Raw genomic sequence first — 23,281 nt, 5'->3', positions numbered from 1 at the left:
CCCGCTTCACCACCAACAACAAGCGCGGAACGCCCGCCCCGCTCCGCTAGAATGCCCGCCATGCGACAAATCGTTCTCGATACCGAAACCACCGGCCTGAATGCCGCCACCGGCGACCGCCTGATCGAAATCGGCTGCGTCGAGCTGATGAACCGCCGCCTGACGGGACGCCACCTGCACTTCTACGTCAACCCGGAACGCGATATCGACGAGGGCGCGATCGCCGTGCACGGCATCACCGTCGAATTCCTGGCCGACAAGCCGCGCTTTGCCGAAGTCGTCGACGACATCCGCGAATTCGTGCAGGACGCCGAGCTGATCATCCACAACGCGCAGTTCGACCTGGGCTTCCTCGACATGGAATTCCAGCTGCTGGGCCTGCCGCCGTTCCGCCAGCATGTCGGCAACGTGATCGATACCTTGCGCGAAGCCCGCCAGATGTTCCCCGGCAAGCGCAACTCGCTCGATGCCCTGTGCGAACGCCTCGGCATCAGCAACGCCCACCGCACGCTGCACGGCGCGCTGCTGGACGCCGAACTGCTCGCCGAGGTCTACCTGGCGATGACGCGCGGCCAGGATTCGCTGGTGATCGACACGCTCGACAGCAGCGGCGGCCAGGGCGGCGTGGTCGCCACCGCCGACCTGTCCCGGCTGACCTTGCCGGTACTGCGCGCCACCGATGAGGAACAGCAGGCCCATCTGGCCATAATCAAGGGCCTCGACAAGGCCAGCGGCGGCAAGACGGTATGGCGGGAAGACCCTGCCGAAGCCCCGGGAACGCTGGCAGCGTAAGAAAGTTCAAAAAAGGGCTTTACAAGATACAAGAACCTCTGCATAATCTCATTTCTCTGCTGCACGACGGCAACGACGACGCAGACAGGGGTGGTTAGCTCAGCGGTAGAGCACTGCCTTCACACGGCAGGGGTCACAGGTTCAATCCCTGTACCACCCACCAGTTTCAAAAAGCCAGCCTCGCGCTGGCTTTTTTCATTTCCAGATCCGCTCCCCGACCTCCTCCACAAGCTCCTCAGCTTGCCGGAACTGCACTCCACCGCTGTTGCAAACAGTTTCGAAATGCCGCTTGACTTCTGCTAACCTTCTTAGCACGTCACCGTCACTGGCGTTCCAGTCAAGCCCCGGTCCGGGACGAGAAGAATCGGGTCAGTGCGCACCAGAAAGAAGTCAATCATGCAGCACTCATTGAAGTATCGGATGGCGTTGGCCACGGCCGGGGTGGTGACGCTGATCATCGTGCTGCGCGTGCTCTACGCCCAGTATTACGCCTATGACAGCCTGAAGAACCTGCTGCAGTCGCAGCAGGACACGCTGGTCAAGATGGTCGCCGAGCAGCTCGATGAAAAGCTGCAGGCTCGCGCCGCCGTGCTGCACCGGGTGGCGCGCCAGCTGTCCGCCCTCCATGGCGCCCGGCCGGCCGACTTGCGCCGTGCGGCGGAGGGGCTGGTGGAAATTCCCGAGACCTTCAATGCCGTTTTCCTGGCCTCGCCGGACGGCGAACTGACCTTCAGCACCGCCGTGCCGGATGGCGTGCGCCTGCGCGTGAACGACCGCGACTATTTCCGCGATGTGCTGCAGGGGCAGTCGTTCGCGGTGTCGGACCTGATCCAGGGCAGGCAGACCAACGCACCGGGCGTGGTGCTGGCGGTGCCGATGCGGGGACCCGCCGGCGAACTGCGCGGCGTGGTCGGCGGCGTGCTGAACCTGGCGGACAGCAACTTCCTGCGCGAACTGGCGCACAGCCGGGTGGGCACCACCGGCAGCTTTTGCCTGGTGTCCTCGGGCAGCACCCCCCGCTATGCGATGCATGCGGACGTGTCGCGCGTGCTGGCACCGGCGCGCGCCGTCGGCGAAGCCTGCGGCGCCGAGCAGCCGCCCGCGCTGCTGGAAGTCGTGACGCCGACCCAGCCGATCGTCGCACGCTACCTGCTGGCCGCCAACGGCTGGGAGGTGGTGGCGGTCCTGCCCGCGGCCGAAGCCTATGCGCCGCTGATCTCGGTGCGCCAGCGCACCCTCGCGATGGGCGCGATCACCATGGTGATCGCGGCCGCGCTGATGTGGCTGGTGATGTGGCGGCTGCTGGCGCCGCTGCAGCGGCTGCACCGCGCGGTGCGCCAGCTCGGCACCGACCCGAAAGCGGTGGCGGACCTGCCGGTCGGCCGTGCCGACGAGATCGGCGAACTGGCGTCGAGCTTCGCCGAGGTCGTGGCCCGGCTGTCGGAGCGCGAGGCCGCGCTGCAGGCCGCCAAGGACCGCGCCGCCGCCAGCGAGAAGCGCATCGAGGCGATTGCCAACCATGTGCCGGACTTTATCTCGTTCATCGACGTGCAGCAGCGCTATGTCTTCGTCAACCAGGCGTATGCACGGCGCTACGGCTTGCCGGCGCAGCAGATCGTGGGGCTGTCGCTGCGCGAGCTGTGGGGCACGCAGGAATACCTGGCATGCCAGCCCTACCTGCAGCAAGCCGGCACCGGCCAGGCCGTGACCTTTACCCGCGAAAGCGCGGACGGCACCGAATGCATCGAGATCACCTGCCAGCCGGCGTGGAACGATGCCCAGGACACCGTGGTCGGCCTGCATATGTTCGGGCGCAATGTCACGCACGAGCGCGAAAAGCTGCGCAGCCTGGAAGCTCAGACCGTCTCCGACTACCTGACCGGCCTGCTCAACCGCAAGGGCTTCGACCGGCGCCTGGCCGAGGCCATGGCCCGCGCCGGCGCGAGCGCGTGCCCGCTGGCGCTGCTGCTGGTGGACCTGGACGACTTCAAGGCGATCAACGACAACCATGGCCACGCCATCGGCGACCAGTTGCTGGTGGCGTTCGCGCAGCGCCTGCGTGCCTGCGTGCGCAAGGGCGATGCCGTTGCGCGCATCGGCGGCGACGAGTTTGCGGTGATCCTGGATGGCATTGCGGACCGCCATGCCATGGCATCCGTGGCCAACACCATCGTGCAGGCCGCGCGCATGCCTTTCGTGATCGATGGCCGATCGCTGGCGGCGTCGGCCAGCGTCGGCGCGGCGCTGCGCGATGCGCGGCACGCCATGACCGTGAGCGAACTGTTCCTGCACGCCGACATGGCGCTGTATCAAGCCAAGCGGCACGGCAAGGCGCGCTATGCCGCGCAGGTGACGGATAGGGTAGCGCCGTCCGACCTGGCAGCGCAAAAATGCTAGCTCCGACGTCCGGCCCCAAACGACCCATTGGGTGCTCCCTCTCCCGCTTGCGGGAGAGGGCTGGGGTGAGGGCGGATGTATCAACCAGGCAAGACGTGTCGGTATGCCACCGCCTGCCCTCACCCCCTGCCCCTCTCCCGCAAGCGGGAGAGGGGAGCAAACCGGGAGTGTGCGTTCATTGCCGGCACCTCAAACCCCTCAGCGCACCTTCCCTTCCTTCCACGCTTGCAGCAGCTTGTCGTACGGAATGGTCTCGCCCTTGGGCTTCTCGTTGGCAAGCTTCTTCCAGGGCGCGTGGTCGTTCGACAGCCACTTGGCCGGATCGCCCTTCGCATTCAGCTTGGGCGCGCAATGGCTCATGCCGGCGCGCTGCAGCCGCGCCATGACCTGGTCCATCTCTTCGGCCAGCGTGTCCATCGCGGCTTGCGGCGTTTTCTCGCCGGTCACCGCGGTGGCCACGTTCTTCCACCACAGCTGCGCCAGCTTCGGGTAATCCGGCACATTGGTGCCGGTCGGGGTCCACGCCACGCGCGCGGGGCTGCGGTAGAACTCGACCAGGCCGCCATATTTGGCCGCGTTCTTGGCCAGGTAGTCGTGGTGGATGTCGCTGTCGCGGATAAAGGTGAGGCCGGTCAGCGACTTCTTCAGCGATACCGTCTTGGACGTCACGAACTGCGCATACAGCCACGCGCCGGCCAGCTTGTTGGGATCGGTGTTCTTGAAGAAGGTCCACGAACCCACGTCCTGGTAGCCGTTCTGCATGCCCTGCTTCCAGTACGGGCCGTACGGCGACGGCGCCATGCGCCACTTGGGCGAGCCGTCGGCGTTGACGACCGGCAGGCCCTTCTTGGTCATGTCGGCGGTGAAGGCCGTGTACCAGAAGATCTGCTGCGCCACCTGTCCCTGCGCGGGCACCGGCCCGGCTTCGGAGAAGGTCATGCCCATCGCCTGCGGCGGCGCGTACTTCTTCATCCAGTCGATGTACTTGGTCAGCGCGTAGACCGCGGCCGGGCTGTTGGTGGCGCCGCCGCGCGCCACCGAGGCACCGACCGGCGTGCATTTGTCCTCGGCCACGCGGATGCCCCACTCGTCCACCGGCATGCCGTTGGGCAGGCCCTTGTCGGCGGTGCCGGCCATCGACAGCCAGGCGTCGGTGAAGCGCCAGCCCAGCGACGGGTCCTTCTTGCCGTAGTCCATGTGGCCATAGACCTTCTTGCCGTCGATTTCCTTCACGTCGTTGGTGAAGAAGTTGGCGATGTCCTCATAGGCGGACCAGTTGGTCGGCACGCCCAGGTCGTAGCCGTACTTGGCCTTGAACTTGTCCTGCAGGTCCTTGCGCGCGAACCAGTCGGCGCGGAACCAGTACAGGTTGGCGAACTGCTGGTCGGGCAGCTGGTACAGCTTGCCATCCGGCGCGGTGGTGAACTTGGTGCCGATGAAGTCCTTCACATCCAGCCCGGGATTGGTCCACTCCTTGCCGGCGCCGTTCATGTAGTCGGTCAGCGGCAGGATCGAGCCATAGCGGTAATGCGTGCCGATCAGGTCGGAGTCGGAGATCCAGCCATCGTAGATCGACTTGCCGGACTGCATCGAGGTCTGCAGCTTCTCCACCACGTCGCCTTCCTGGATCAGGTCATGGTTGACCTTGATGCCGGTGATTTCCTCGAACGCCTTGGCCAGGGTCTTGGATTCGTACTCGTGCGTGGTGATGGTCTCGGACACCACGTTGATCTGCGTGACGCCCTTGGCCTTGAGCTTGGCCGCGGCGTCGATGAACCACTTCATTTCCGCCGCCTGCTTGTCCTTGGACAGCGACGAGGGCTGGAACTCGTTGTCGATCCACTTCTTCGCTTCCGCTTCGCCGGCCCGGGCGGAACCGCAAGCCAGCGCGGCCGCGCAGGCAAGGGCTGACATCCCCAACGTCACGTGCACTTTCATCGGTGTCTCCTCAAGAATCCCCTGCCCCGGTTGTGGTCTGGGTGGCGGCCCCGGGGTGGGGACAAGCCGCGTTTCCCGTTCATGCGTATTAATGCCGGCCGGCGCGCAGCTAGCCCTTGCGCAGGATCAGCGCCAGCACCAGCATCGATGCCGCGAAGCTGATCCACACCGACGGCTCTTCCGGCAGTGCCAGCCAGGCGGCGACCTTCTCGCCCAGCCCGACCCACGCCAGGTTGATCCACGCCGCGCACATCAGCCCGATAAAGAGCCGGTCGCCGCGGGTGGTGGCGATCGGCAGGAAGCCCTTGCGCAGCACCGACGGCGAACGGATTTCCAGGATCGTCATGCCGACCAGCATCACCACGATGCAGCCAAAGAACACCGCCACCGGTGTGGTCCATACCATCCAGTTCAGCATTGGCGCCGTCTCCAGGGGCTTGGGTTAAACGCGGCCCATCGCGAAGCCCTTCGCGATGTAGTGCCGCACGAACCAGATCACGATGCCGCCGGGCACGATGGTCAGCACGCCGGCCGCGGCCAGCACGCCCCAGTCCATGCCCGACGCCGACACCGTGCGCGTCATGGTGGCGACGATGGGCTTGGCGTTGACCGAGGTCAGCGTGCGCGCCAGCAGCAGCTCGACCCAGCTGAACATGAAGCAGAAGAATGCGGCCACGCCCACGCCGGCCTTGATCAGCGGCAGGAAGATGGTCAGGAAGAAACGCGGGAACGAGTAGCCGTCGACATAGGCGGTCTCGTCGATCTCGCGCGGCACGCCCGACATGAAGCCCTCCAGGATCCACACCGCCAGCGGCACGTTGAAGACCAGGTGCGCCAGCGCCACGCCCAGGTGCGTATCCATCAGGCCGATGGTGCTGTAGAGCTGGAAGAACGGCAGCAGGAACACCGCCGGCGGCGTCATGCGGTTGGTCAGCAGCCAGAAGAACACGTGCTTGTCGCCGATGAACTGGTAGCGCGAGAAGGCATAGGCGGCCGGCAGCGCCACGCCGATCGAGATCACGGTGTTCATCGCCACGTAGATCATCGAGTTGACGTAGCCCGAATACCACGACGGATCGGTGAAGATGGTCTTGTAGTGCTCCAGCGTGAACTGCCCCGGCCACAGCGACAGCGTCGACACGATCTCCTCGTTGGTCTTGAACGACATATTGACCATCCAGTAGATCGGCACGATCGCGAACACCAGGTAGGCCAGCAGGAAACCGGCGCGCCACCAGGCGGCGCGGTTGGCCTGCGCGGGGATTGCGGTGGGGATCACCGCAGGGACTGCCGAAGAGATCTCAGCCATGGGGCATGTCCTCGCTGCCGGCGGTGCCCGCGCGCTGCATCCAGTTGTAGAGGATGAAACACATGAGCAGGATGATCAGGAAGTAGACGATGGAAAACGCCGCCGCCGGACCCAGGTCGAACTGCCCGACCGCCTTCTGCGTCAGGTACTGCGACAGGAAGGTGGTGGCGTTGCCGGGTCCGCCGCCGGTCAGCACGAACGGCTCGGTGTAGATCATGAAGCTGTCCATGAAGCGCAGCAGCACCGCGATCATCAGCACGCCGCGCAGCTTGGGCAGCTGGATATAACGGAACACTGCCAGGCGCGAGGCGCCATCGATCTGCGCGGCCTGGTAGTAGGCGTCGGGGATCGCGCGCAGGCCGGCGTAGCACAGCAGTGCGACCAGCGGCGTCCAGTGCCAGACGTCCATCACCAGCACCGTGATCCAGGCGTCGAAGGCGCTGCCGGTGTAGTTGTAGTCGAAGCCGAGCCCTGCCAGCGCGGCGCCGAGCAGGCCGATGTCGGTGCGGCCGAAGATCTGCCAGATGGTGCCGACCACGTTCCACGGGATCAGCAGCGACAGCGCGATGATCACCAGCACCGCCGAGGCCTTCCAGCCCCGGGCCGGCATCGACAACGCCAGCAGGATGCCGAGCGGGATCTCCACCAGCAGCACCGCCAGCGAGAAGCCGAGCTGGCGCAGCAGCGCGTCGTGCAGCTCGCCGTCGCGCAGCACCGTGCGGAACCATTCGGTGCCGACGAACACGCGCCGCTCGGGCGAGATGATGTCCTGCACCGAGTAGTTGACGATGGTCATCAGCGGCAGGATGGCGGAGAACGCCACGCACACCACCACCGGCAGCACCAGCAGCCAGGCCTTCTGATTGACGGGCTTCATGGCACCAGCTCCTCGTTGACGTAGTAGCAGGTATGCCGGTTGAACACCGACAGCCACGCCGTGTCGCCGGCGCGCAGGCCGGCGGCCTCGGCGCCCAGCCGCGCGCGCAGCGTGCCGGCCTGCGCGCCCGCCTCCTGCACCGTGCCGGTCAGCAGCCAGTAGGTGCCTATGTCCTGCGCGCGCTGCACCTGCACCGGCACCGCCTGCGCGTCGCGCTCGGCCGCCAGTTGCAGGTATTCCGGGCGCACGCCGATGCGGAAGCTGCCCGCCGCGCGCAGCGCCGCCTCCACCGGCGGCGCCAGCGCCGGCAGGTAGCGGCGCCCGGCCACTTCGACGGCGCCGTCGCGCCATTGTCCTGGCAGGAAGTTCATCCCCGGCGAGCCGATGAAGTGCCCGACGAAAGTGTGCGCCGGCCGCTCGAACAGCGCATCGGCCGGCCCCACCTGCACCGCCTTGCCGCGCGACATCACCACCACCTGGTCGGCAAAGGTCAGCGCCTCGGTCTGGTCGTGGGTCACGTAGATCAGCGTCAGCCGAAACTCATGGTGGATCTCCTTGAGCTTGCGCCGCAGCTGCCATTTCAGCTGCGGGTCGATCACCGTCAGCGGCTCGTCGAACAGGATCGCCGACACGTCCTGGCGCACCAGCCCGCGCCCGAGCGAGATCTTCTGCTTGGCGTCGGCGGCCAGGCCGCTGGCGCGGCGCCCGAGCGTCGACGACAGGTCCAGCATCTCGGCCACGCGCCCGACCCGCTCGCGCACCTGCGCTTCCGGCACGCCGCGGTTGCGCAGCGGAAAGGCCAGGTTTTCGCCGACGGTCATGGTGTCGTAGATCACGGGGAACTGGAACACCTGGGCGATATTGCGCGCCTGCGGCGTGGCGCCGGTGACGTCGCGGCCGTCGAAGGCGATGGTGCCGTGCGAAGGACGCAGCAGCCCCGAAATGCAGTTCAGCAGCGTGGTCTTGCCGCAGCCCGACGGGCCCAGCAGCGCATAGGCGCCGCCGTCCTCGAAGGTGAAGCGCAGCGGCAGCAGCGCGTAGTCCTCGTCGGTGCGCGGATGGGGCACGTACGAGTGCGCCAGGTCCAGGTCGATGCGCGCCATCTCAGCCTCCCGCCGCGGCGCCGCCGCCGGGCACCTCGGTAGCGAGCCCGCCGGGCCGGCGCGGCGCATGGATGCGGCGGCCGTCCGCATCGAACAGGTAGAGCTGCTCGGGCAGCAGGTGCAGCGTCACCGGCTCGCCCAGCCGCAGGTCGAGCACGCCCGCGAACTGCGCCACCAGGTTGCCGACCGCGGTATCGGCGTGGACGAAGGTGTCCGACCCGGACAGCTCGGCCAGCGCCACGCGGCCATGCACCGCGACCGCGCCGGGCTCGCTCGCCAGGCGCAACGCGGAGGCGCGCACGCCAAGCGTCACCGGACCGTCTTGCGCCGCCACGCCGGGCACCGGCACCGCGATCCCGCCGGCCAGCACAACCCGGCCGCCCTCGAGCCGGCCCTCGACCAGGTTCATCGGCGGATCGTTGAAGGCGCGCGCCACGCGCAGCGAATCGGGAAAGTGGAAGACCTGCGGCGTGGGCCCGTACTGCAGCAGCTCGCCCGCATCGAGCACCGCGGTGTGCCCGCCTAGCAGCAGCGCCTCGCCGGGCTCGGTGGTGGCGTAGATCACGGTGGCATCGCCGTGCGCGAACAGCTGGGCCAGTTCTTCGCGCAACTCTTCGCGCAGCTTGTAGTCCAGGTTGACCAGCGGCTCGTCCAGCAGCATCAGCGGGGCCTCCTTGGCCAGCGCGCGCGCCAGCGCCACGCGCTGCTGCTGGCCGCCGGAAAGCTCGGCCGGATAGCGCTCCAGCAGATGGTCGATATGCAGCCGCGCCGCCAGCTCGCGCACGCGCGCGGCGATCTCGCCGGCCGCCGCCTTGCGCCGCAGCCGCAGCGGCGAAGCGATGTTGTCGAACACCCTGAGCGATGGGTAGTTGATGAACTGCTGGTAGACCATCGACACATTGCGCTCGCGCACCGGCATGCCGGTGACATCGTCGCCGTCGACCAGCACGCGCCCGGCGCTGGGCCGGTCCAGCCCCGCCATGACCCGCATCAGCGAAGTCTTGCCCGCCTGCGTCGCGCCCAGCAGGATGGTGACCGCGCCCGGAACCGGGGCCAGCGTCAGCGGATAGAGATACGCCTGCGAACCTGCCTGCTGTGCGACGCCTTCCAAACGTAGCTGCATCCGGTCTCCATGTTCGATATGCTGCCGGCATCACGGCTTGCGCTCGATGCAGGCGCACCAATCTTGGCTTAACGCTCGTTTTAGCAACAAAACGAACAGAAAACAATAGTGCACCGCATCATTTGTTTTCGTTTGTGTTTGAACTAGAATCCCCGCATGACCCTGAATCCCCGCCAGACGGCCCTGCTCGAAGAAGTCCGCACCCAGGGCTTTGCCTCCATCGACGAACTTGCGCGCAAGTTCGGCGTCACGCTCCAGACGGTGCGCCGCGATGTCAACCTGCTGGCCGAGAACGGCATGCTGGCGCGCTTTCATGGCGGGGTGCGGGTGGAAGACTCCACCACCGAGAACATTGCCTACCGGCAGCGGCAGGTGCTCAACGCCGAGGGCAAGGCACGCATCGCGCGCGCGGTGGCGGCGGCAGTTCCGGAAGGCTGCTCGCTGATCCTGAATATCGGCACCACGGTGGAAGAGATCGCGCGCGCGCTGGTGCACCATCGCGGCCTGCGCGTGATCACCAACAACCTGAACGTCGCCAATATCCTCGCCGACAACCCCGACTGCGAAGTCATCGTCGCCGGCGGCGTGCTGCGCTCGCGCGACCGCGGCATCGTCGGCGAGGCCACGGTCGAGTTCATCCGCCAGTTCAAGGTCGATATCGGGCTGATCGGCATCTCGGGCATCGAGGCCGACGGCACGCTGCGCGACTACGACTTCCGCGAGGTCAAGGTGGCGCGGACCATCATCGAGCATTCACGCGAGGTCTGGCTGGCGGCGGACACCAGCAAGTTCAACCGCCAGGCCATGGTGGAGCTGGCGCATGTATCGCAGGTCGACCGGCTGTTTACGGATGAGCCGCTGGCGGCGCCGTTCGACCAGATCCTGGCCGACAGTGGGGTGAAGTGTGTGGTGGCGGAGCGGGAGTGAATGCGCCGGCCGTGCGGCCGCTGCTTCTGCACTGGCGGGAGCTGGGCTGGTGTTGATGGCGGTTGGCGGGGCGTGGCATGCCGCGTCGGCTACGCGACAGGCCTGCCCTCTCCCCCGGCCCCTCTCCCGCAAGCGGGCGAGGGGAGCCAAACTTCGGGAATTCGACGGCTTACTTGAACACCACGGTCTTGTGGCCGTTCAGCAGGATGCGGTGTTCGGCATGCCACTTGACCGCGCGCGCCAGCGCCACGCATTCGACGTCGCGGCCGACGGCGGTGAGCTGGTCGGGGTCCATGCTGTGGTCCACGCGCTCGATCTCCTGCTCGATGATCGGGCCTTCGTCGAGGTCGGCGGTAACGTAGTGCGCGGTGGCGCCGATCAGCTTCACGCCGCGGTCATGCGCCTGGTAGTACGGCTTGGCGCCCTTGAAGCTGGGCAGGAACGAATGGTGGATATTGATCGCGCGGCCGGCCAGCTTGCGGGACAGGTCGTCGGACAGCACCTGCATGTAGCGCGCCAGCACTACCAGGTCGATCTTCTGCTCCTGCACCACGTCGAACACGCGCGCTTCCTGCGCGGCCTTCTGCTCCGCCGACGCGTTCATCAGCGGCAGGTGGAAGAACGGCACGTCGTACGAAGCCGCCAGCTGGTAGAAGTCGCGGTGGTTGGAGACGATGGCCGCGATCTCGACCGGCAGCCCGCCCGCCTTGGCCCGGAACAGCAGGTCGTTCAGGCAGTGGCCGATCTTCGACACCATGATCATCACGCGCGGCTTCACCGCGGCATCGTTCAGCTCCCATTGCATGCCGAACTGGTCGCCCACCGGCGCGAACGCAGCCTTCAGCGTGGCGAGGTCGGGACCACCGGCGGCCGGGGTGAAATGCACTCGCATGAAGAAGCGGCCGGCGTACTCGTCACCGTACTGGTCGGAATCGACGATATTGCAGCCGTGCTGGAACAGCAGGCCCGAGACGGCGTGGACGATGCCCGGCTGGTCAGGGCACGAGAGAGTCAGGATGAATCCGGTGTTGCTCATGGTGTGTGGTTCTGTCGGGGTGGCGCGGCGCAGGGCCGGGAAAGCCAGGGGGGCTCGGTCAGTAACACAGGCAATGGGGCGGGCAATGGGGCGGGCAATGGGGCGGACACTGCCGCGGCAAGCCGCGAGGGTCGCCGCGGCGGCTCATTCGTGGCGGCCGGGGTTGAACCAGCCGCGCCGCCCAAGCGCATCCAGCGTCACCAGTGTCGCATCGACCGTCATGGCGCCGGCCGACATGATAGCAAGCAATGGCGCCACCTCAACGCGCCGGTGCTCGCTGACTTCGCCGTCCCGGTTGTGCGGAATGAAGTCCGGCGGCAGCAGCAGGTCGTAGACGTAGACCTGCTCCCACTGCACGCCTTCGGGCAGGTCGCGCAGCACCTCGATCATGCCGTGCGCCTGCACGCCCCGCGCCAGTTCGGGCGGGATGCCGGACTCTTCCTCGCACTCGCGCACCAGCGTCGCCAGCGGATCGCTGCCATGGGGCATGCCGCCGGCGACCAGGTTGTCCCACATGCCGGGGTCGACGGCCTTGGCCGGGCTGCGGCGCGAGATCCACAGCGCCGGCGGGTTGCCCGCCCCGCCGTCGACGATGCCGTTCATGTGCGAGGCAAAGGTCAGCAGCCCCAGGAAGCGGGCGGCGGCGCGCTCGACCACCGCGACCGCGGGCGCGTCCAGCGCGGGGGTGACCGCGAACAACTCATCGCGCCAGCCGCGCACATGGCCGGCGTCGGCCAGCTGGCGGGACAGCGCCTGCAGCGCGGCGCTGCGCGCGTCGAAATCGTCGCAGCCAGGCAGCAGCGCCACGGCCGCGGAGCCGTCGGCGAGCGCCTGCTCCGGGCCCAGCACGGCGCCGAGGCCGCGCAGGATGCCGGCATGCGCGCGCGGCAGCCAGCCGACCTGCCGGCCACCGGCCATCAGGCGCAGCTTGGCGGCGGCATCGAAGCCGCTGCGGGCCGCCAGCGAGGCGGCGATCCGTGCCGTGACCTCGGCGGCCGGCAAAGAAAACATTTCAGCCATCAGCATTCCATGCACCGGCCGCGCCGGCGCGCATTGTCATTGTCAGGATCGATCGCATGAACCAGCCAGCCGCGCAGGACCAGCGCCCTGCCCAGTCCCAGCTTCCCGCCAAGCCGCAATACGTGCTGGCGCTCGACCAGGGCACCAGCAGCTCGCGCGCCATCCTGTTCGACCATGCGGGCAACGTGGTGCGCCTGGCGCAGCGCGAGTTCCGCCAATATTACCCACATCCCGGCCATGTCGAGCACGATCCCTACGAGATCTGGCAGACGCAGCTGGCGGTGGCGCACACGGTGCTGGCCGACGCCGGCATCAGCGCCGCGCAGGTGCGCGCGATCGGCATCACCAACCAGCGCGAGACCACCGTGCTGTGGGACCGCAAGACCGGCGAGCCGGTCGGCCGCGCGCTGGTCTGGCAAGACCGCCGCACCGCGCCGATGTGCGAGGCGCTGCAGGCCGCAGGCCACGGCGAGCTGTTCCGCGAGAAGACCGGCCTGGTCATCGATGCCTATTTTTCCGGCACCAAGCTGCGCTGGATGCTGGACAACATCGAAGGCGCGCGGGAGCGGGCGCAGCGCGGCGAGCTCGCCTTCGGCACCGTCGACAGCTGGCTGATCTGGCAACTGACCGACGGCGCGCGCCATGTCACCGACGTCTCCAACGCCTCGCGCACGATGCTGTTCAACATCCACAGCTTCGAGTGGGACGACGCGCTGCTGGCGCTGCTCGACATCCCGCACGCGCTGCTGCCCGAGGTGGTGCCCTCCAGCGGCGAGGTCGCGCGCACCGCGGCGCGGCTGTTCGGCATGCCGATCCCGATTGCCGGCATCGCCGGCGACCAGCAGGCCGCCACCTTCGGCCAGGCCTGCCTGGTGCCGGGCATGGCCAAGAACACCTACGGCACCGGCTGCTTCCTGCTGATGAATACCGGGGCGCAGCCGGTCGCCTCGCGCAACCGGCTGCTGACCACCATCGGCTGGCAATACCGCGGCCAGACCCAGTATTGCCTGGAAGGCGGCGTGTTCATGGGCGGCGCCACCATCCAGTGGCTGCGCGACGGCCTCAAGATCATCCAGAGCGCGCCCGAGGCCGAGGCGCTGGCGCGCCAGTGCGACGACAGCGGCGGCGTGGTGCTGGTGCCGGCCTTTGCCGGGCTGGGCGCGCCGCACTGGGACGCCTTTGCGCGCGGCACGCTGGTCGGCATGACGCGCGGCACCGGCCGGCCGCAGATCGCGCGCGCGGCGCTGGAATCGATCGCGCTGCAAAGCGTCGACGTGCTCGAGGCCATGCAGAAGGACGCCGGCATCGCGCTGGCCGAGCTGCGCGTGGATGGCGGCGCTTCGCGCAGCGACCTGCTGATGCAGATGCAGGCCGACCTGCTCGGCACCCCGGTGGTACGCCCGCGCGTGACCGAGACCACCGCGCTGGGCGCCGCCTACCTGGCCGGCCTGGCCACCGGCTACTGGAGCGACCCGGTGCAGATAGCGCAGCAATGGCAGGTGGAGCGGCGCTTCGAGCCCAACCTGTCGGCCGACCAGCGCGGCCACCGGCTTGCGCGCTGGCACCGTGCCGTCGAGCGCGCGCGCGACTGGGCACGCGAGGACGACGCCGGCGGCGGCCACGGCTGACACCGGTCCGTCAAACCCGTCCCGCGCCCCGCGCGGTCAACCCGAACACCTTAGCCAGCCCACACCAGACAACCGCGTCATGCACAGCCTTCCCACCCCGATCCAGCCGCCCGGCCGCGCCGCCCTGCTCGCCACCCTGGAGCGCGAGCCGCGCTGGGACGTGATCGTCATCGGCGGCGGCGCCACCGGCCTCGGCACCGCGGTCGACGCCGCCTCGCGCGGCTACCGCACGCTGCTGGTCGAAGCCGCTGACTTTGCCAAGGGCACTTCGAGCAAGGCCACCAAGCTGGTGCACGGCGGCGTGCGCTACCTGGCCCAGGGCAATATCAGCCTGGTGCGCGAGGCGCTGCACGAGCGCGGCCTGCTGGCGCGCAACGCGCCGCACCTGGTGTGGCCGCTGGGCTTCGTGGTGCCGGCCTACCAGATGTTCGACCAGCCCTTCTACGGCATCGGCCTCAAGCTCTATGACATGCTGGCCGGCAACCTCAACCTGTCCGGCAGCCGCTGGCTGAACCACCGCGAGGTGCTGGACGCCGCGCCCAACCTGGCCGAACACGTCGGCGGACGTCCGCTGCGCGGCGGCAACCTGTACTTCGACGGCCAGTTCGACGATGCGCGGCTGGCGGTGGCGCTGATGCGGACCCTGTTCGACGTCGGCGGCACCGCGCTCAACTACATGCGCGCGACCGGCTTGAGCCAGCAAGGCGGCGTGATCAGCGGCGTGACGGTGCAGGACGTGCTCGGCGGCGGCAGCTATCGGCTGCGGGCCGACTGCGTGATCAACGCCACCGGCGTGTGGGTCGATGCCATCCGCCAGATGGAAGACGGGCATGCCCGCACCATGGTCGCGCCCAGCCAGGGCGTGCACCTGACGCTGCCACGCAGCTTCCTGCCGGGCGACCGTGCCATCCTGATTCCGAAGACCGATGACGGCCGGGTGCTGTTCGTGGTGCCCTGGAACGGGCACACCATCGTCGGCACCACCGACACGCCGCGCCGCGACCTGCCGCTGGAGCCCGATGCCGGCGCCGACGATGTCGACTTCATCCTGGAAACCGCGTCGCGCTACCTGGCCAAGGACCCCACCCGCGCCGACGTCACCAGCGTCTGGGCCGGACTGCGGCCGCTGGTGCGGGCCACCGGCGAAGCCTCCACCGCTTCGCTGTCGCGCGAACATACCATCGTGGTGTCCAGGGCCGGGCTGATCACCGTCACCGGCGGCAAATGGACCACCTACCGCAAGATGGCCGAAGACGTGATCGAGACCGCGATCCAGCGCCAGATGGTGCGCGCGGCGCCATGCGTGACCGCTGAGCTGCCGCTGCATGGCGCCGCCGGGTTGCCGGCCGACCTGCCGCCGCCGGATTCGGGCTCACCGGACCGCTACTACGGCAATGAGCTGGGCCTGCTGCGCGCGCTGCCCGGACACGACCGCATGCTCGCCGGCGCGTCCGGCCTGACCGAGGCCCATGTGCGTTTTGCCGCCCGGCATGAGCTGGCGCGCCGGGTCGAGGACGTGCTGGCACGGCGCAACCGCGCGCTGTTCCTGGACGCCCGCGCGGCCGTCGATGCGGCACCGGCGGTGGCGGCGATACTGGCCGAAGAACTCGCCGAGGATGAAGCCTGGCAGGCACGCGAGGTGGAAAGCTTCCGCGCGCTCGCCACCGGCTACATGCTCGGCTGATCGCTGGGCGCAGCGGCGCTGCCTCGATCCGGCTCCTTCAACCCGAACACCCACTTTCGACCCGACCACGCCATGTCCGATCGCCTGATCCTGTCCCGCACCCGCATCGCTGTCCTGCTGGCCGCCCTCTGTGCCAGCGCCACGGCCCAGGCCGCGCGCGCGCCGGGCATCGACGGCGTGCGCTTTCCCGAGGTGCGCACCACGCGCTACCAGTGCGACGGCGGCAAGACGCTGGCGGTGCGCTATTTCAACAGCCCGGACAACCAGGCCGCGGTGTTCCGCATCGACGGCAAGCCGGTGCTGGCGGTGAGCACGGTGTCGGCGTCCGGCGCGCGCTATGTCGGCGGCCGCTACGAATGGTGGACCAAGGGCGAGTCAGGTACGCTGCGCGACCTGATGCAGCCGGAAACCGCCGCGCCCGCGCTGGCCAACTGCCACGCCGGGCCATAAGCTGCAAGGTCGGGGCAGGGCGGCGGCACGGTCGCGCCGCGCTATCGTTTGAAGCCGCGCCGTTCCGGGCGATAATGCGGGGATTGAATCAGGGAGAACACCATGGACGAGATTGAAGATCTGTCCGATCTGCCGATGCCCCGCTTTATCTGGGGCTTCGCCGTGATCGCAGGCAAGGGCGGCGAGGTCATGCACGACGAATTCGAGTACCTGACCCACACCCGCAGCCCGCGCTTCACCTGCCGCGTGGTCGAGTTGGAGGACATGCCGGCGGAAAGCGAAGAAGACGCCATCGACGGCCGCATCGTCCACGATGACGACCCGAGCCGCATGTTCTACATCACCGATGCCGGCATGGCGCTGGTCAATTTCCAGCTGTTCGACAAGATGCCGGACAAGCAGAAATTCAAGCGCATCTGCGACGAAGCCATCGCCAACTGGATGCTGCGCCGCGAATTCCTCGACGACGAGGAAGAGGACTGAGACAACGCCCGCGCCGGCGGCGGCGCGGCCGCCGCGCGGCGCTCAGGCGTGGCCCTGCTCCGGCGGCAGCGCGCCGGCCAGCACTTCATTGAGCAGCCCGGTCATGCCGCCCGGGTGATCGGCGGCGAGCGCCTGCAGGCGCTTCACCAGCGTGCCGTCGAGCTTGCACGCGAACGGCACCAGGCCCTGCTCCTGGTCCAGCCGGCGCTGTTCGCGCCGGTCCGGACGCGGTGCGGTCCCGGGAATGCCGCCCCGCCCCGCCGCCGCCTGCTTCAGGCTGTTGGCGATCTTCAGGCCCTTGTTTTTTTCCAGGTCCGTTTTCTTCACGGCAATATCCGAAAGTCTGTAGAGGGCGGTATTGTACGCAGCCGCGGCAACCTGCGGCGCGGGCGCCGGATGGCGTGGTCCGTCGCGGTTTATCGTCGCTGCTTATTCGTCGCTGCTTATTTGTCGCTGGCTATTCGTCGCTGCTTATGCGTCGCTGACTTCGATCAGCTCGGCCGCCACCCGCTGGATTTCCGCATAGACCGGTATCGCGTCCATCGGGCCGGTGCAGCCTACGGCCGTGGCCTGGCTGGCATCGGCGCCAGGCGGCAGGAACACAAAGGCCATGCCCGGCTGCCAGCCGGGATGCTTGCGCAGGCTGTCGTTGAGGATGTCGAGATACTGCGCGCGCGTGAAGACGTGCCTTGCCATCGCTACCTCCGGAATCCGCTGCCGATGCGCCGCGCGGGCGCGGTTGCCATGGCGGGGATCGTAGCATGGCACGGGCGCCCGGCGTCACCGTGCGGCGCCGGGCGGCGCGCTGGTCAGCACTCGCCCTTTTTCGCCTGGCCGGGTGGGCAATGGTTGCCCTTGCCGCCATGGTCCTGGTGGCCTTTGTTGCCTTTGTTGCCTTTGTCCTTGCCCTTGTCCTTGTACCCGCCCTGGTCCCAGCGGCCCGGCACCAGCACCCAGCCGTCGCGCGACTGGATCCAGCGCGGCGACTCATAGACATAGCCGGGGCGCTCGCGCTCCCAGCGGCCCTTCTTCCAGGCGTGCTTGCGGTAATGATCGTCCCAGTCCCAGTAACCCGGCACCCAGACGTAGCCGGCGCGCGGCGCGGGCACGGCCTCGTAGATCGGCGCGGGCGGCGGCACGCCGATGGCGATGTTGACCGACACCTGGGCCAGCGACGCCGTACTGAGGGTCAGGCCCGAACCAAGCAGCGCGGCCAGCAACAGCACCCTGGCCGGGCGAAGCGCGCAATCCGTCATGGCAGTCCTTGCTTGTGGAGGAACATGCCCATAGTCTAATGCCCGGCGCACTTCCGGCAAGGCAAGAATCGATAACGGCCGGCCGTGGATGCCGGCGCGCAACACGCCGGTGCAAGCGCCGCTTGCACAAATGCGGCGCTAGTGATCCTCGGCCATTGCCTTGAGCTGGGCCTCGCCGGCAACGCGCGCGGCATCGGCGGTGGTGAAGGTATCGTCCGACACGATGGCGCGCCGGACCTGCTGCGCGCTGAAATCCACCAGCGCGATGACCCACACGTAGCGCCCCGACTGGGGTGCGGTCTGCACGAAAGCCTTCAGGTTGTGACGCGATTCAGTTGCCATGATCCATCTCCGCTTGAGACGTGCCGCAGCACAGGGGTCAGGCAACTCTAGCACAAGGCCTGCAAGCTCACCGGCCGGCGGCCCCGGTGGCGAAGGCGCGCAACTCGCGCACGCGCGCGGCGGTCATCTCCAGCATGCAGGTCGCGCCGGCCACGCGCGCCGCGCTGCCACCGGCGGGATCGGACACATAAGCGCAATTGGCCTTGCGGTACTCGAGCCAGGCCCGTTGCGCCACCCGCAATTGGCCGGTGCGCGGCGCCTCCAGCCGCCGCAGCAGCGACTGGTAAGCGCCGTTCAGCGCAATGTCCTGGACCCGCGACTCCAGGGCAGCACAGTTGAGCATGTCGGCAGTCGACACGGCCTTGCCCATGCAGCGCGCATAGTCGGCGCTCAGGCCGCCATTGTCCGCGGCGCCGGCGGGGATGGCCGCCACGGCCAGGCCGACGACGGCAACAACTGCGAGAACGCGCATGGCAGCTCTCCGTTTGCGTGGTTGTGACAAGACGACTCGGCCCCTGTGTGGAGCGGTGCGGTCAGGCGAGCCAGCGGCCCAGCGTCGCCACGGCGATATTGACCAGCCCGAGCACGAGGTTGGTCCCTACCGCCTGCCGGATGCGGTTCAGCGCGGCACCGGCGGCGGGCCAGTCCTGCGCATCCACGGCCCGGCCCAGCGCCCGGTAGGGGCCGAACCACACGTAGCAGAAGATGCCCGCCATGACCACCCCGATGCCCAGCATCAGGTGCCAGTTGCGCGGTGCGCCCGCCATGCCCGTTGCCGCCATCATCGCGCCGCCGCTCAACAGGATCGCGAGCACCGACGCCCACACCCATGGGAAGAAGCGGGCAAACACGCCGCGCCACAGGCGCAGGCGCGGCGGCGGCTCCAGCAGGCTGCCGGCGACCGGCCGCAGGCACAGGTAGGCGAAGAACATGCCGCCGACCCAGACGGCAACGCCGGTCAGGTGCAGCAAGCGGAGAAGCGGGTCGGTGATCATGGCGGCAGCGCGCGAGTTGGGAGGCGTCGGGGCGATGGCCACATTCTAAGTGTTGCGCCCGCCACCACCAAACCCTGGCAGCACGCCGCAGCCGGCACAGCGCGCTTCAGAAAAGCAACACCGGGCCGATAAACATTTCGTATCACGCCGCGCCACGAGCCGGTCTCCGCGGAATCCCGTTCATGACGCCGGTTTCGCCCGAGCCAGCGCAGGGCCGGACGCTTGACCGCCCGGAACCCAGGCCCAGACAATACCCGCGGCCAAACCACAACCACGCAACCAGCCGCTCCGCCCCCTTCATTCCAGACCATGGCGCCCGCCCCAGCCAGCCCTCCTCCGACCGCGCCCGCTGCCCGAGCCCGACCGCTGCTGCACCGTGGCCTGGCCGCGCTGCTGCTCGCCGTGACGCTGGCGGTGCTGCCGGCCATGCTGCCGCCGGCGGTGACCGCGCAGCCTGCCCCGCAGCGGGCCGACCTGGTCGCGCGCGTGGTCATCAGCCTGCTCGGCTACGCGCGCTGGCCGGTGGAGCGCGACCCCGTGCGGCTGTGCGTCGATCACGCCAGCCGCTATGCGGCCCGGCTGAAGGAAGGCGGCACGCTCGCCAACGGCCGCGCCGTGCAGACCCGCCAGGTCGACGTGCTGGCCGACATGCTGCATCCGGCGTGCGATGCGCTGTACGTGGGCACCATGAACGAACCGCGCCGCAAACGCCTGGCGGCCGAGCTGACCGGCCGCCCGGTGCTGGTCATCGCCGAAGAAGATTTCGAGTGCGAGGTGGGCAGCATGTTCTGCCTCAACATCCGCGACAACCAGGTCTCGTTCCGCGTCAACCTCGATACCCTTGCCCGCAGCGGCGTGCACATGCACCCCGGCGTGCTGCAACTCGGCCGCCGCAAGGGAGCGCCGTCATGAGCCAGCCGCAGCCGGTGCGCGGGCATGGTGCGCGCCCCACCCTCTACAGCGTGCTGCGCCGCATTCACCTGGGCGTGGCGCTGATCGCGGTATGCACCGCCGGCCTGGCGCTGACCGCGATCGGCGTCACCGCGCTGCGCGTCTACGCCGACCACAACGTGCGGCTGGTGGCGCGCTCCATCGCCTACACGCTGGAAGCGCCGGTGGTGTTCCGCGACCAGGCGGCCACCGCGGAGACGCTGGCCGCGATCGCGGCCTCGGAAGACATCGCCCGCGCCACCGTCTATGACCGCGACCACCACGTGCTGGCGGTATGGCAGCGCCCCGGCGAGGCGCCGCTGACCGGCCTGCGCCACGCGCTGGTCGAATGGCTGGGCACCGATGCCGTCGGGCAGCCCATCCTGCACCAGGGGCAACAGGTCGGCATGCTGCGCGTCAGCGGCGACCCGCGCAACCTGCTGCATTTCCTGCTGCGCGGCGCGCTGGGCCTGCTGGCGTGCCTGTTGCTGACCGCTGTCGGCGCACACTACCTCGCCAGCCGGCTGCTGGTGCAGATCATCGAGCCCTTGCGCAACCTGATGCGGGTGGCGCACGCGGTCCGTTCGCAGCGCGATTTCGCGCAGCGCACGCCGCCGGCCAGCATCGCCGAACTCAATGCGCTCAGCGAGGACTTCAACGGCCTGCTCGACGAGCTGCAGACCTGGCAAAACCAGATGCAGCACGAAAACCGCTCGCTTGCCCACCGCGCCAACCACGATGCCCTGACCGGGCTGCTGAACCGCGCCGCCTTTGTCGAGGCGCTGGAGCACGCCGTGCGCCACGCGGCCGCCAACGACGAATATGCCGCGGTGCTGTATCTGGACAGCGACGATTTCAAGCACGTCAACGACCGCCACGGCCATGCCGCCGGCGACGCGGTGCTGGTCGCGGTAGCCCAGCGCATCCGCGCCAGCCTGCGCAGCCGCGACACCGTGGCACGCATCGGCGGCGACGAATTCGCCGTGCTGGCCACCGCGCTGCGCGCGCCGGGCGATGCGATCCAGATCGCCGAGCACATCCTGCACGCGATGGCCTGCCCCATCGACCTGCCCGACGGCAGCTCGGTGCAGGCCTCGCTCAGCATCGGCCTGGCCGTCTTCCCTGTCCACGCGCAAGGCAGCCAGGCCCTGCTGCACGCCGCCGACGCCGCCATGTACGGCGCCAAGCGGCGCTCCGGCGGCATCTGGCAAAGCGCCGAGCCGCGCCTGGACGTCACGCAGTGAGAACCCGAATGTTTGAGAGTCGTCCTCTGACCGATCGCAGATCCCGCTGGAAGCCCTGGCTGGCGGCCATCCTGCTGGCCAGCCTGGCGCTGGCCGGCTGCCAGACCGCGCCGCCCGACGGCCGGCTGTCGCCGGCGCAACTGGCGGTCCTGCAGCAGGAGGGCTTCACGCTGACCGGCGAAGGCTGGGAACTCGGTCTCACCGACAAGGTGCTGTTCGGCTTCAACGAAGACCTGATCGAAGGCGAACGCGCCGCCAACGTGCGCCGCATCGGGCGGGCGCTGAGCGGGGTGGGGATCGAGCGCCTGCGCGTGGACGGCCATACCGACGATGCCGGCCCGGCGGAATACAACCAGTCGCTGTCGGTGCGGCGCGCCGAGGCCGTGGCCCGGCTGCTGGCCGATGCCGGCTTTGCGCGGGACAACATCGAAGTACGCGGGCTGGGCAAGTCCCGCCCGGTGGCGGACAACCGCACGGCCGCGGGACGCGCCGAGAACCGGCGCGTCGCCATCATCGTTTCGGTAGAGTAGCGCCCGCTCAGTCGCCGAAGGGATTGGGCGCGCGGTTTTCCAGCGCCTCGTTCAGGTCGAACTCGTCGCGCACCTTGTCGACCGCCGCGCGCACACTGGCCGCATAGCCGTGCAGATTGCCGAAGGCCATGTCCCAGTTGCGGCCGCGCGCGTCGCGCGGGTGGGGCTGCGGTGACGGCACACGGATCCTGGCACCGTCTTCGCCGATTTCGTCGATCTGCTGGATACGCCGGCTGACCTCGTCCTGCAAGGCACGCCGGCCGCGCTCACGCTTGGCCATGACTGACTCCTGGCTGAATCCCGATGCATCCTAGCACGCGTCGTGAGCGCGTTGCAGGCGCTTACAACGCCGCCTTGGCCGCCTGGTAAGCCGCATACAAGCGCGCGAACACCGGTCCCGGCACGCCCTTGCCGATCGCACGGCCGTCGATGCTGACTACCGGCAGCAATTCCTTGCTGGCCGACGACAGCAGCACCTCGTCGGCGGCAAACACCTCGTCCCTGGCGATCCGGCGCGACTCCAGCGCAATCCCCATCGCCTCGCAGATCTCCTCCATGAAGCCGTAGCGGATGCCCTCCAGGATCAGGTTGTCCTTGGGCGGCGCCGACACGCGGCCATCGCGCACCACCCACACGTTGGACGCCGAGGCCTCGGTCAGCCAGCCGTCGCGGAACTGGATCGCCTCGGTCACGCCCTGCTCCACCGCATGCTGCGCCGCCAGCACGTTGCCGAGCAGCGAGGTCGACTTGATCTGGCAATTCAGCCAGCGCCGGTCCTCCATGGTCACGCACGCCACCCCCTGCTCGACCATCTGCGCCGACGGCAGCGCCATCGGATTGGTCATGATCAGCACCGTCGGCACCACCTCCTTCGGGAACGCATGCGTGCGCCTGGCCACGCCCCGGGTCACCTGGATATAGACCAGCTGATCCGACAGGCCGTTGGCCTTGACCACCTCATCGACCCGCTCCAGCCATTGCGCCGCGCTGTACGGATCGGGAATGCCGATGCCCTCCAGGCTCCGGTGCAGGCGGGCCAGGTGCTGCGCACCGCGGAACGGCTTGCCGTGGTAGTACGGGATCACCTCATAGATGCCGTCGCCGAAGATAAAGCCGCGGTCCAGCACAGGGATGCGGGCTTCGGAGAGCGGAACGAGGGTGCCGTTGAGGTGGACGATGGGGTCGGACATGGGTGGCTTGTTGGCAGGTCGAAAGAG

At 68.4% G+C, this 23,281-nt stretch carries 26 protein-coding genes and 1 tRNA gene; 11 read left to right on the top strand and 16 right to left on the bottom strand.

The genetic code is table 11. The annotated features are described in order from the left end of the window. Nucleotides 1-51: 51 nt before the first annotated feature. From dnaQ to LIN44_RS07335, 3 genes are all read left to right on the top strand, one after another. Nucleotides 52-792 (top strand): DNA polymerase III subunit epsilon, encoded by a 741-nt coding sequence (gene dnaQ / locus LIN44_RS07345; protein WP_227314147.1) that lies wholly within the window; start codon nucleotides 52-54, stop codon nucleotides 790-792. Nucleotides 793-880: 88 nt separating this feature from the next. Then, a tRNA-Val gene (locus LIN44_RS07340) sits at nucleotides 881-955 on the top strand. A 233-nt stretch (nucleotides 956-1,188) separates the two neighbouring features. Further along, a complete protein-coding gene (locus LIN44_RS07335; RefSeq protein WP_227314146.1) occupies nucleotides 1,189-3,189 on the top strand; it encodes a diguanylate cyclase domain-containing protein in 2,001 nt (666 codons plus the stop codon). A gap of 198 nt (nucleotides 3,190-3,387) precedes the next feature. Here the strand turns inward: LIN44_RS07335 and LIN44_RS07330 are convergent, their stop codons facing one another. From LIN44_RS07330 to LIN44_RS07305, 6 genes are all read right to left on the bottom strand, one after another. Then, nucleotides 3,388-5,127: an ABC transporter substrate-binding protein gene (locus LIN44_RS07330; protein WP_370641628.1), complete on the bottom strand. Its 1,740-nt coding sequence runs from the start codon at nucleotides 5,125-5,127 to the stop codon at nucleotides 3,388-3,390. Between the two features lie 109 nt (nucleotides 5,128-5,236). Next, entirely contained in the window at nucleotides 5,237-5,545 is a 309-nt protein-coding gene (locus tag LIN44_RS07325) for a DUF2160 domain-containing protein (RefSeq protein ID WP_227314145.1), read from the bottom strand. Nucleotides 5,546-5,569: 24 nt separating this feature from the next. After that, nucleotides 5,570-6,436 (bottom strand): carbohydrate ABC transporter permease, encoded by an 867-nt coding sequence (locus tag LIN44_RS07320; protein WP_227314144.1) that lies wholly within the window; start codon nucleotides 6,434-6,436, stop codon nucleotides 5,570-5,572. Then, complete coding sequence (locus tag LIN44_RS07315) at nucleotides 6,429-7,313, bottom strand: carbohydrate ABC transporter permease (RefSeq protein WP_227314143.1); 885 nt, start codon at nucleotides 7,311-7,313, stop codon at nucleotides 6,429-6,431. Before LIN44_RS07315 ends, LIN44_RS07320 begins: the two co-directional genes overlap by 8 nt. After that, entirely contained in the window at nucleotides 7,310-8,416 is a 1,107-nt protein-coding gene (locus LIN44_RS07310) for an ABC transporter ATP-binding protein (protein WP_227314142.1), read from the bottom strand. Before LIN44_RS07310 ends, LIN44_RS07315 begins: the two co-directional genes overlap by 4 nt. A gap of 1 nt (nucleotide 8,417) precedes the next feature. After that, on the bottom strand, nucleotides 8,418-9,539 hold the full coding sequence (locus LIN44_RS07305; protein ID WP_227314141.1) for an ABC transporter ATP-binding protein: 1,122 nt from the start codon (nucleotides 9,537-9,539) through the stop codon (nucleotides 8,418-8,420). A gap of 156 nt (nucleotides 9,540-9,695) precedes the next feature. Between LIN44_RS07305 and LIN44_RS07300 the strand changes: the two genes are divergently transcribed. Further along, on the top strand, nucleotides 9,696-10,466 hold the full coding sequence (locus LIN44_RS07300) for a DeoR/GlpR family DNA-binding transcription regulator (protein ID WP_227314140.1): 771 nt from the start codon (nucleotides 9,696-9,698) through the stop codon (nucleotides 10,464-10,466). 169 nt (nucleotides 10,467-10,635) lie between these two features. On the opposite strand, the gene purU is transcribed toward LIN44_RS07300, so the two are convergent. Then, the gene (purU, locus tag LIN44_RS07295; protein ID WP_227314139.1) at nucleotides 10,636-11,502 is read right to left on the bottom strand and encodes a formyltetrahydrofolate deformylase; all 867 of its coding nucleotides are present in this window, start codon (nucleotides 11,500-11,502) and stop codon (nucleotides 10,636-10,638) included. 144 nt (nucleotides 11,503-11,646) lie between these two features. After that, complete coding sequence (locus LIN44_RS07290) at nucleotides 11,647-12,522, bottom strand: NUDIX hydrolase family protein (protein WP_227314138.1); 876 nt, start codon at nucleotides 12,520-12,522, stop codon at nucleotides 11,647-11,649. A gap of 56 nt (nucleotides 12,523-12,578) precedes the next feature. On the opposite strand from LIN44_RS07290, the gene glpK reads away from it, so the two are divergent. From glpK to LIN44_RS07270, 4 genes are all read left to right on the top strand, one after another. After that, entirely contained in the window at nucleotides 12,579-14,150 is a 1,572-nt protein-coding gene (glpK, locus tag LIN44_RS07285; RefSeq protein WP_227314137.1) for a glycerol kinase GlpK, read from the top strand. 79 nt (nucleotides 14,151-14,229) lie between these two features. Further along, on the top strand, nucleotides 14,230-15,834 hold the full coding sequence (locus tag LIN44_RS07280; protein WP_227314136.1) for a glycerol-3-phosphate dehydrogenase/oxidase: 1,605 nt from the start codon (nucleotides 14,230-14,232) through the stop codon (nucleotides 15,832-15,834). A gap of 72 nt (nucleotides 15,835-15,906) precedes the next feature. Further along, nucleotides 15,907-16,284, top strand: coding sequence for an MliC family protein (locus tag LIN44_RS07275; protein WP_227314135.1), 378 nt, complete (start codon nucleotides 15,907-15,909; stop codon nucleotides 16,282-16,284). Nucleotides 16,285-16,386: 102 nt separating this feature from the next. Beyond that, nucleotides 16,387-16,767: a hypothetical protein gene (locus tag LIN44_RS07270; protein WP_012353264.1), complete on the top strand. Its 381-nt coding sequence runs from the start codon at nucleotides 16,387-16,389 to the stop codon at nucleotides 16,765-16,767. Between the two features lie 42 nt (nucleotides 16,768-16,809). Here LIN44_RS07270 and LIN44_RS07265 read toward each other — a convergent pair whose 3' ends face one another. From LIN44_RS07265 to LIN44_RS07240, 6 genes are all read right to left on the bottom strand, one after another. Beyond that, nucleotides 16,810-17,094: a hypothetical protein gene (locus LIN44_RS07265; RefSeq protein WP_227314134.1), complete on the bottom strand. Its 285-nt coding sequence runs from the start codon at nucleotides 17,092-17,094 to the stop codon at nucleotides 16,810-16,812. A 144-nt stretch (nucleotides 17,095-17,238) separates the two neighbouring features. Then, nucleotides 17,239-17,463 (bottom strand): hypothetical protein, encoded by a 225-nt coding sequence (locus tag LIN44_RS07260; protein ID WP_062800783.1) that lies wholly within the window; start codon nucleotides 17,461-17,463, stop codon nucleotides 17,239-17,241. Nucleotides 17,464-17,576: 113 nt separating this feature from the next. Further along, nucleotides 17,577-18,023 (bottom strand): hypothetical protein, encoded by a 447-nt coding sequence (locus tag LIN44_RS07255; protein WP_227314133.1) that lies wholly within the window; start codon nucleotides 18,021-18,023, stop codon nucleotides 17,577-17,579. Nucleotides 18,024-18,161: 138 nt separating this feature from the next. Further along, the gene (locus LIN44_RS07250; RefSeq protein WP_115661717.1) at nucleotides 18,162-18,365 is read right to left on the bottom strand and encodes a hypothetical protein; all 204 of its coding nucleotides are present in this window, start codon (nucleotides 18,363-18,365) and stop codon (nucleotides 18,162-18,164) included. Nucleotides 18,366-18,432: 67 nt separating this feature from the next. Next, complete coding sequence (locus tag LIN44_RS07245) at nucleotides 18,433-18,837, bottom strand: lysozyme inhibitor LprI family protein (RefSeq protein ID WP_227314132.1); 405 nt, start codon at nucleotides 18,835-18,837, stop codon at nucleotides 18,433-18,435. A gap of 61 nt (nucleotides 18,838-18,898) precedes the next feature. Then, nucleotides 18,899-19,360 (bottom strand): CopD family protein, encoded by a 462-nt coding sequence (locus tag LIN44_RS07240; RefSeq protein WP_227314131.1) that lies wholly within the window; start codon nucleotides 19,358-19,360, stop codon nucleotides 18,899-18,901. A 309-nt stretch (nucleotides 19,361-19,669) separates the two neighbouring features. On the opposite strand from LIN44_RS07240, the gene LIN44_RS07235 reads away from it, so the two are divergent. The 3 genes from LIN44_RS07235 to LIN44_RS07225 are packed head-to-tail and all read left to right on the top strand — an operon-like array spanning nucleotide 19,670 to nucleotide 22,064. Next, nucleotides 19,670-20,272, top strand: coding sequence for a YfiR family protein (locus tag LIN44_RS07235; RefSeq protein WP_227314130.1), 603 nt, complete (start codon nucleotides 19,670-19,672; stop codon nucleotides 20,270-20,272). After that, the gene (locus LIN44_RS07230; RefSeq protein ID WP_227314129.1) at nucleotides 20,269-21,534 is read left to right on the top strand and encodes a diguanylate cyclase domain-containing protein; all 1,266 of its coding nucleotides are present in this window, start codon (nucleotides 20,269-20,271) and stop codon (nucleotides 21,532-21,534) included. The genes LIN44_RS07235 and LIN44_RS07230 overlap by 4 nt, the downstream gene beginning before the upstream one ends. An 8-nt stretch (nucleotides 21,535-21,542) precedes the next feature. Further along, nucleotides 21,543-22,064 carry an OmpA family protein gene (locus tag LIN44_RS07225; RefSeq protein ID WP_227314128.1) on the top strand — a complete coding sequence of 174 codons (522 nt, stop codon included), beginning with the start codon at nucleotides 21,543-21,545 and terminating at the stop codon, nucleotides 22,062-22,064. Nucleotides 22,065-22,071: 7 nt separating this feature from the next. Here the strand turns inward: LIN44_RS07225 and LIN44_RS07220 are convergent, their stop codons facing one another. Beyond that, nucleotides 22,072-22,344: a hypothetical protein gene (locus tag LIN44_RS07220; protein ID WP_227314127.1), complete on the bottom strand. Its 273-nt coding sequence runs from the start codon at nucleotides 22,342-22,344 to the stop codon at nucleotides 22,072-22,074. Between the two features lie 61 nt (nucleotides 22,345-22,405). Then, entirely contained in the window at nucleotides 22,406-23,254 is an 849-nt protein-coding gene (locus tag LIN44_RS07215) for a D-amino acid aminotransferase (RefSeq protein WP_227314126.1), read from the bottom strand. Nucleotides 23,255-23,281 lie beyond the last annotated feature (27 nt).

Origin of the sequence: Cupriavidus sp. MP-37 (assembly GCF_020618415.1) — a bacterium.
In the GTDB taxonomy this organism is placed as follows: domain Bacteria; phylum Pseudomonadota; class Gammaproteobacteria; order Burkholderiales; family Burkholderiaceae; genus Cupriavidus.
Note: the sequence above shows the minus strand (reverse complement) of the source record. Positions and strands in the feature narration are given on the sequence as shown.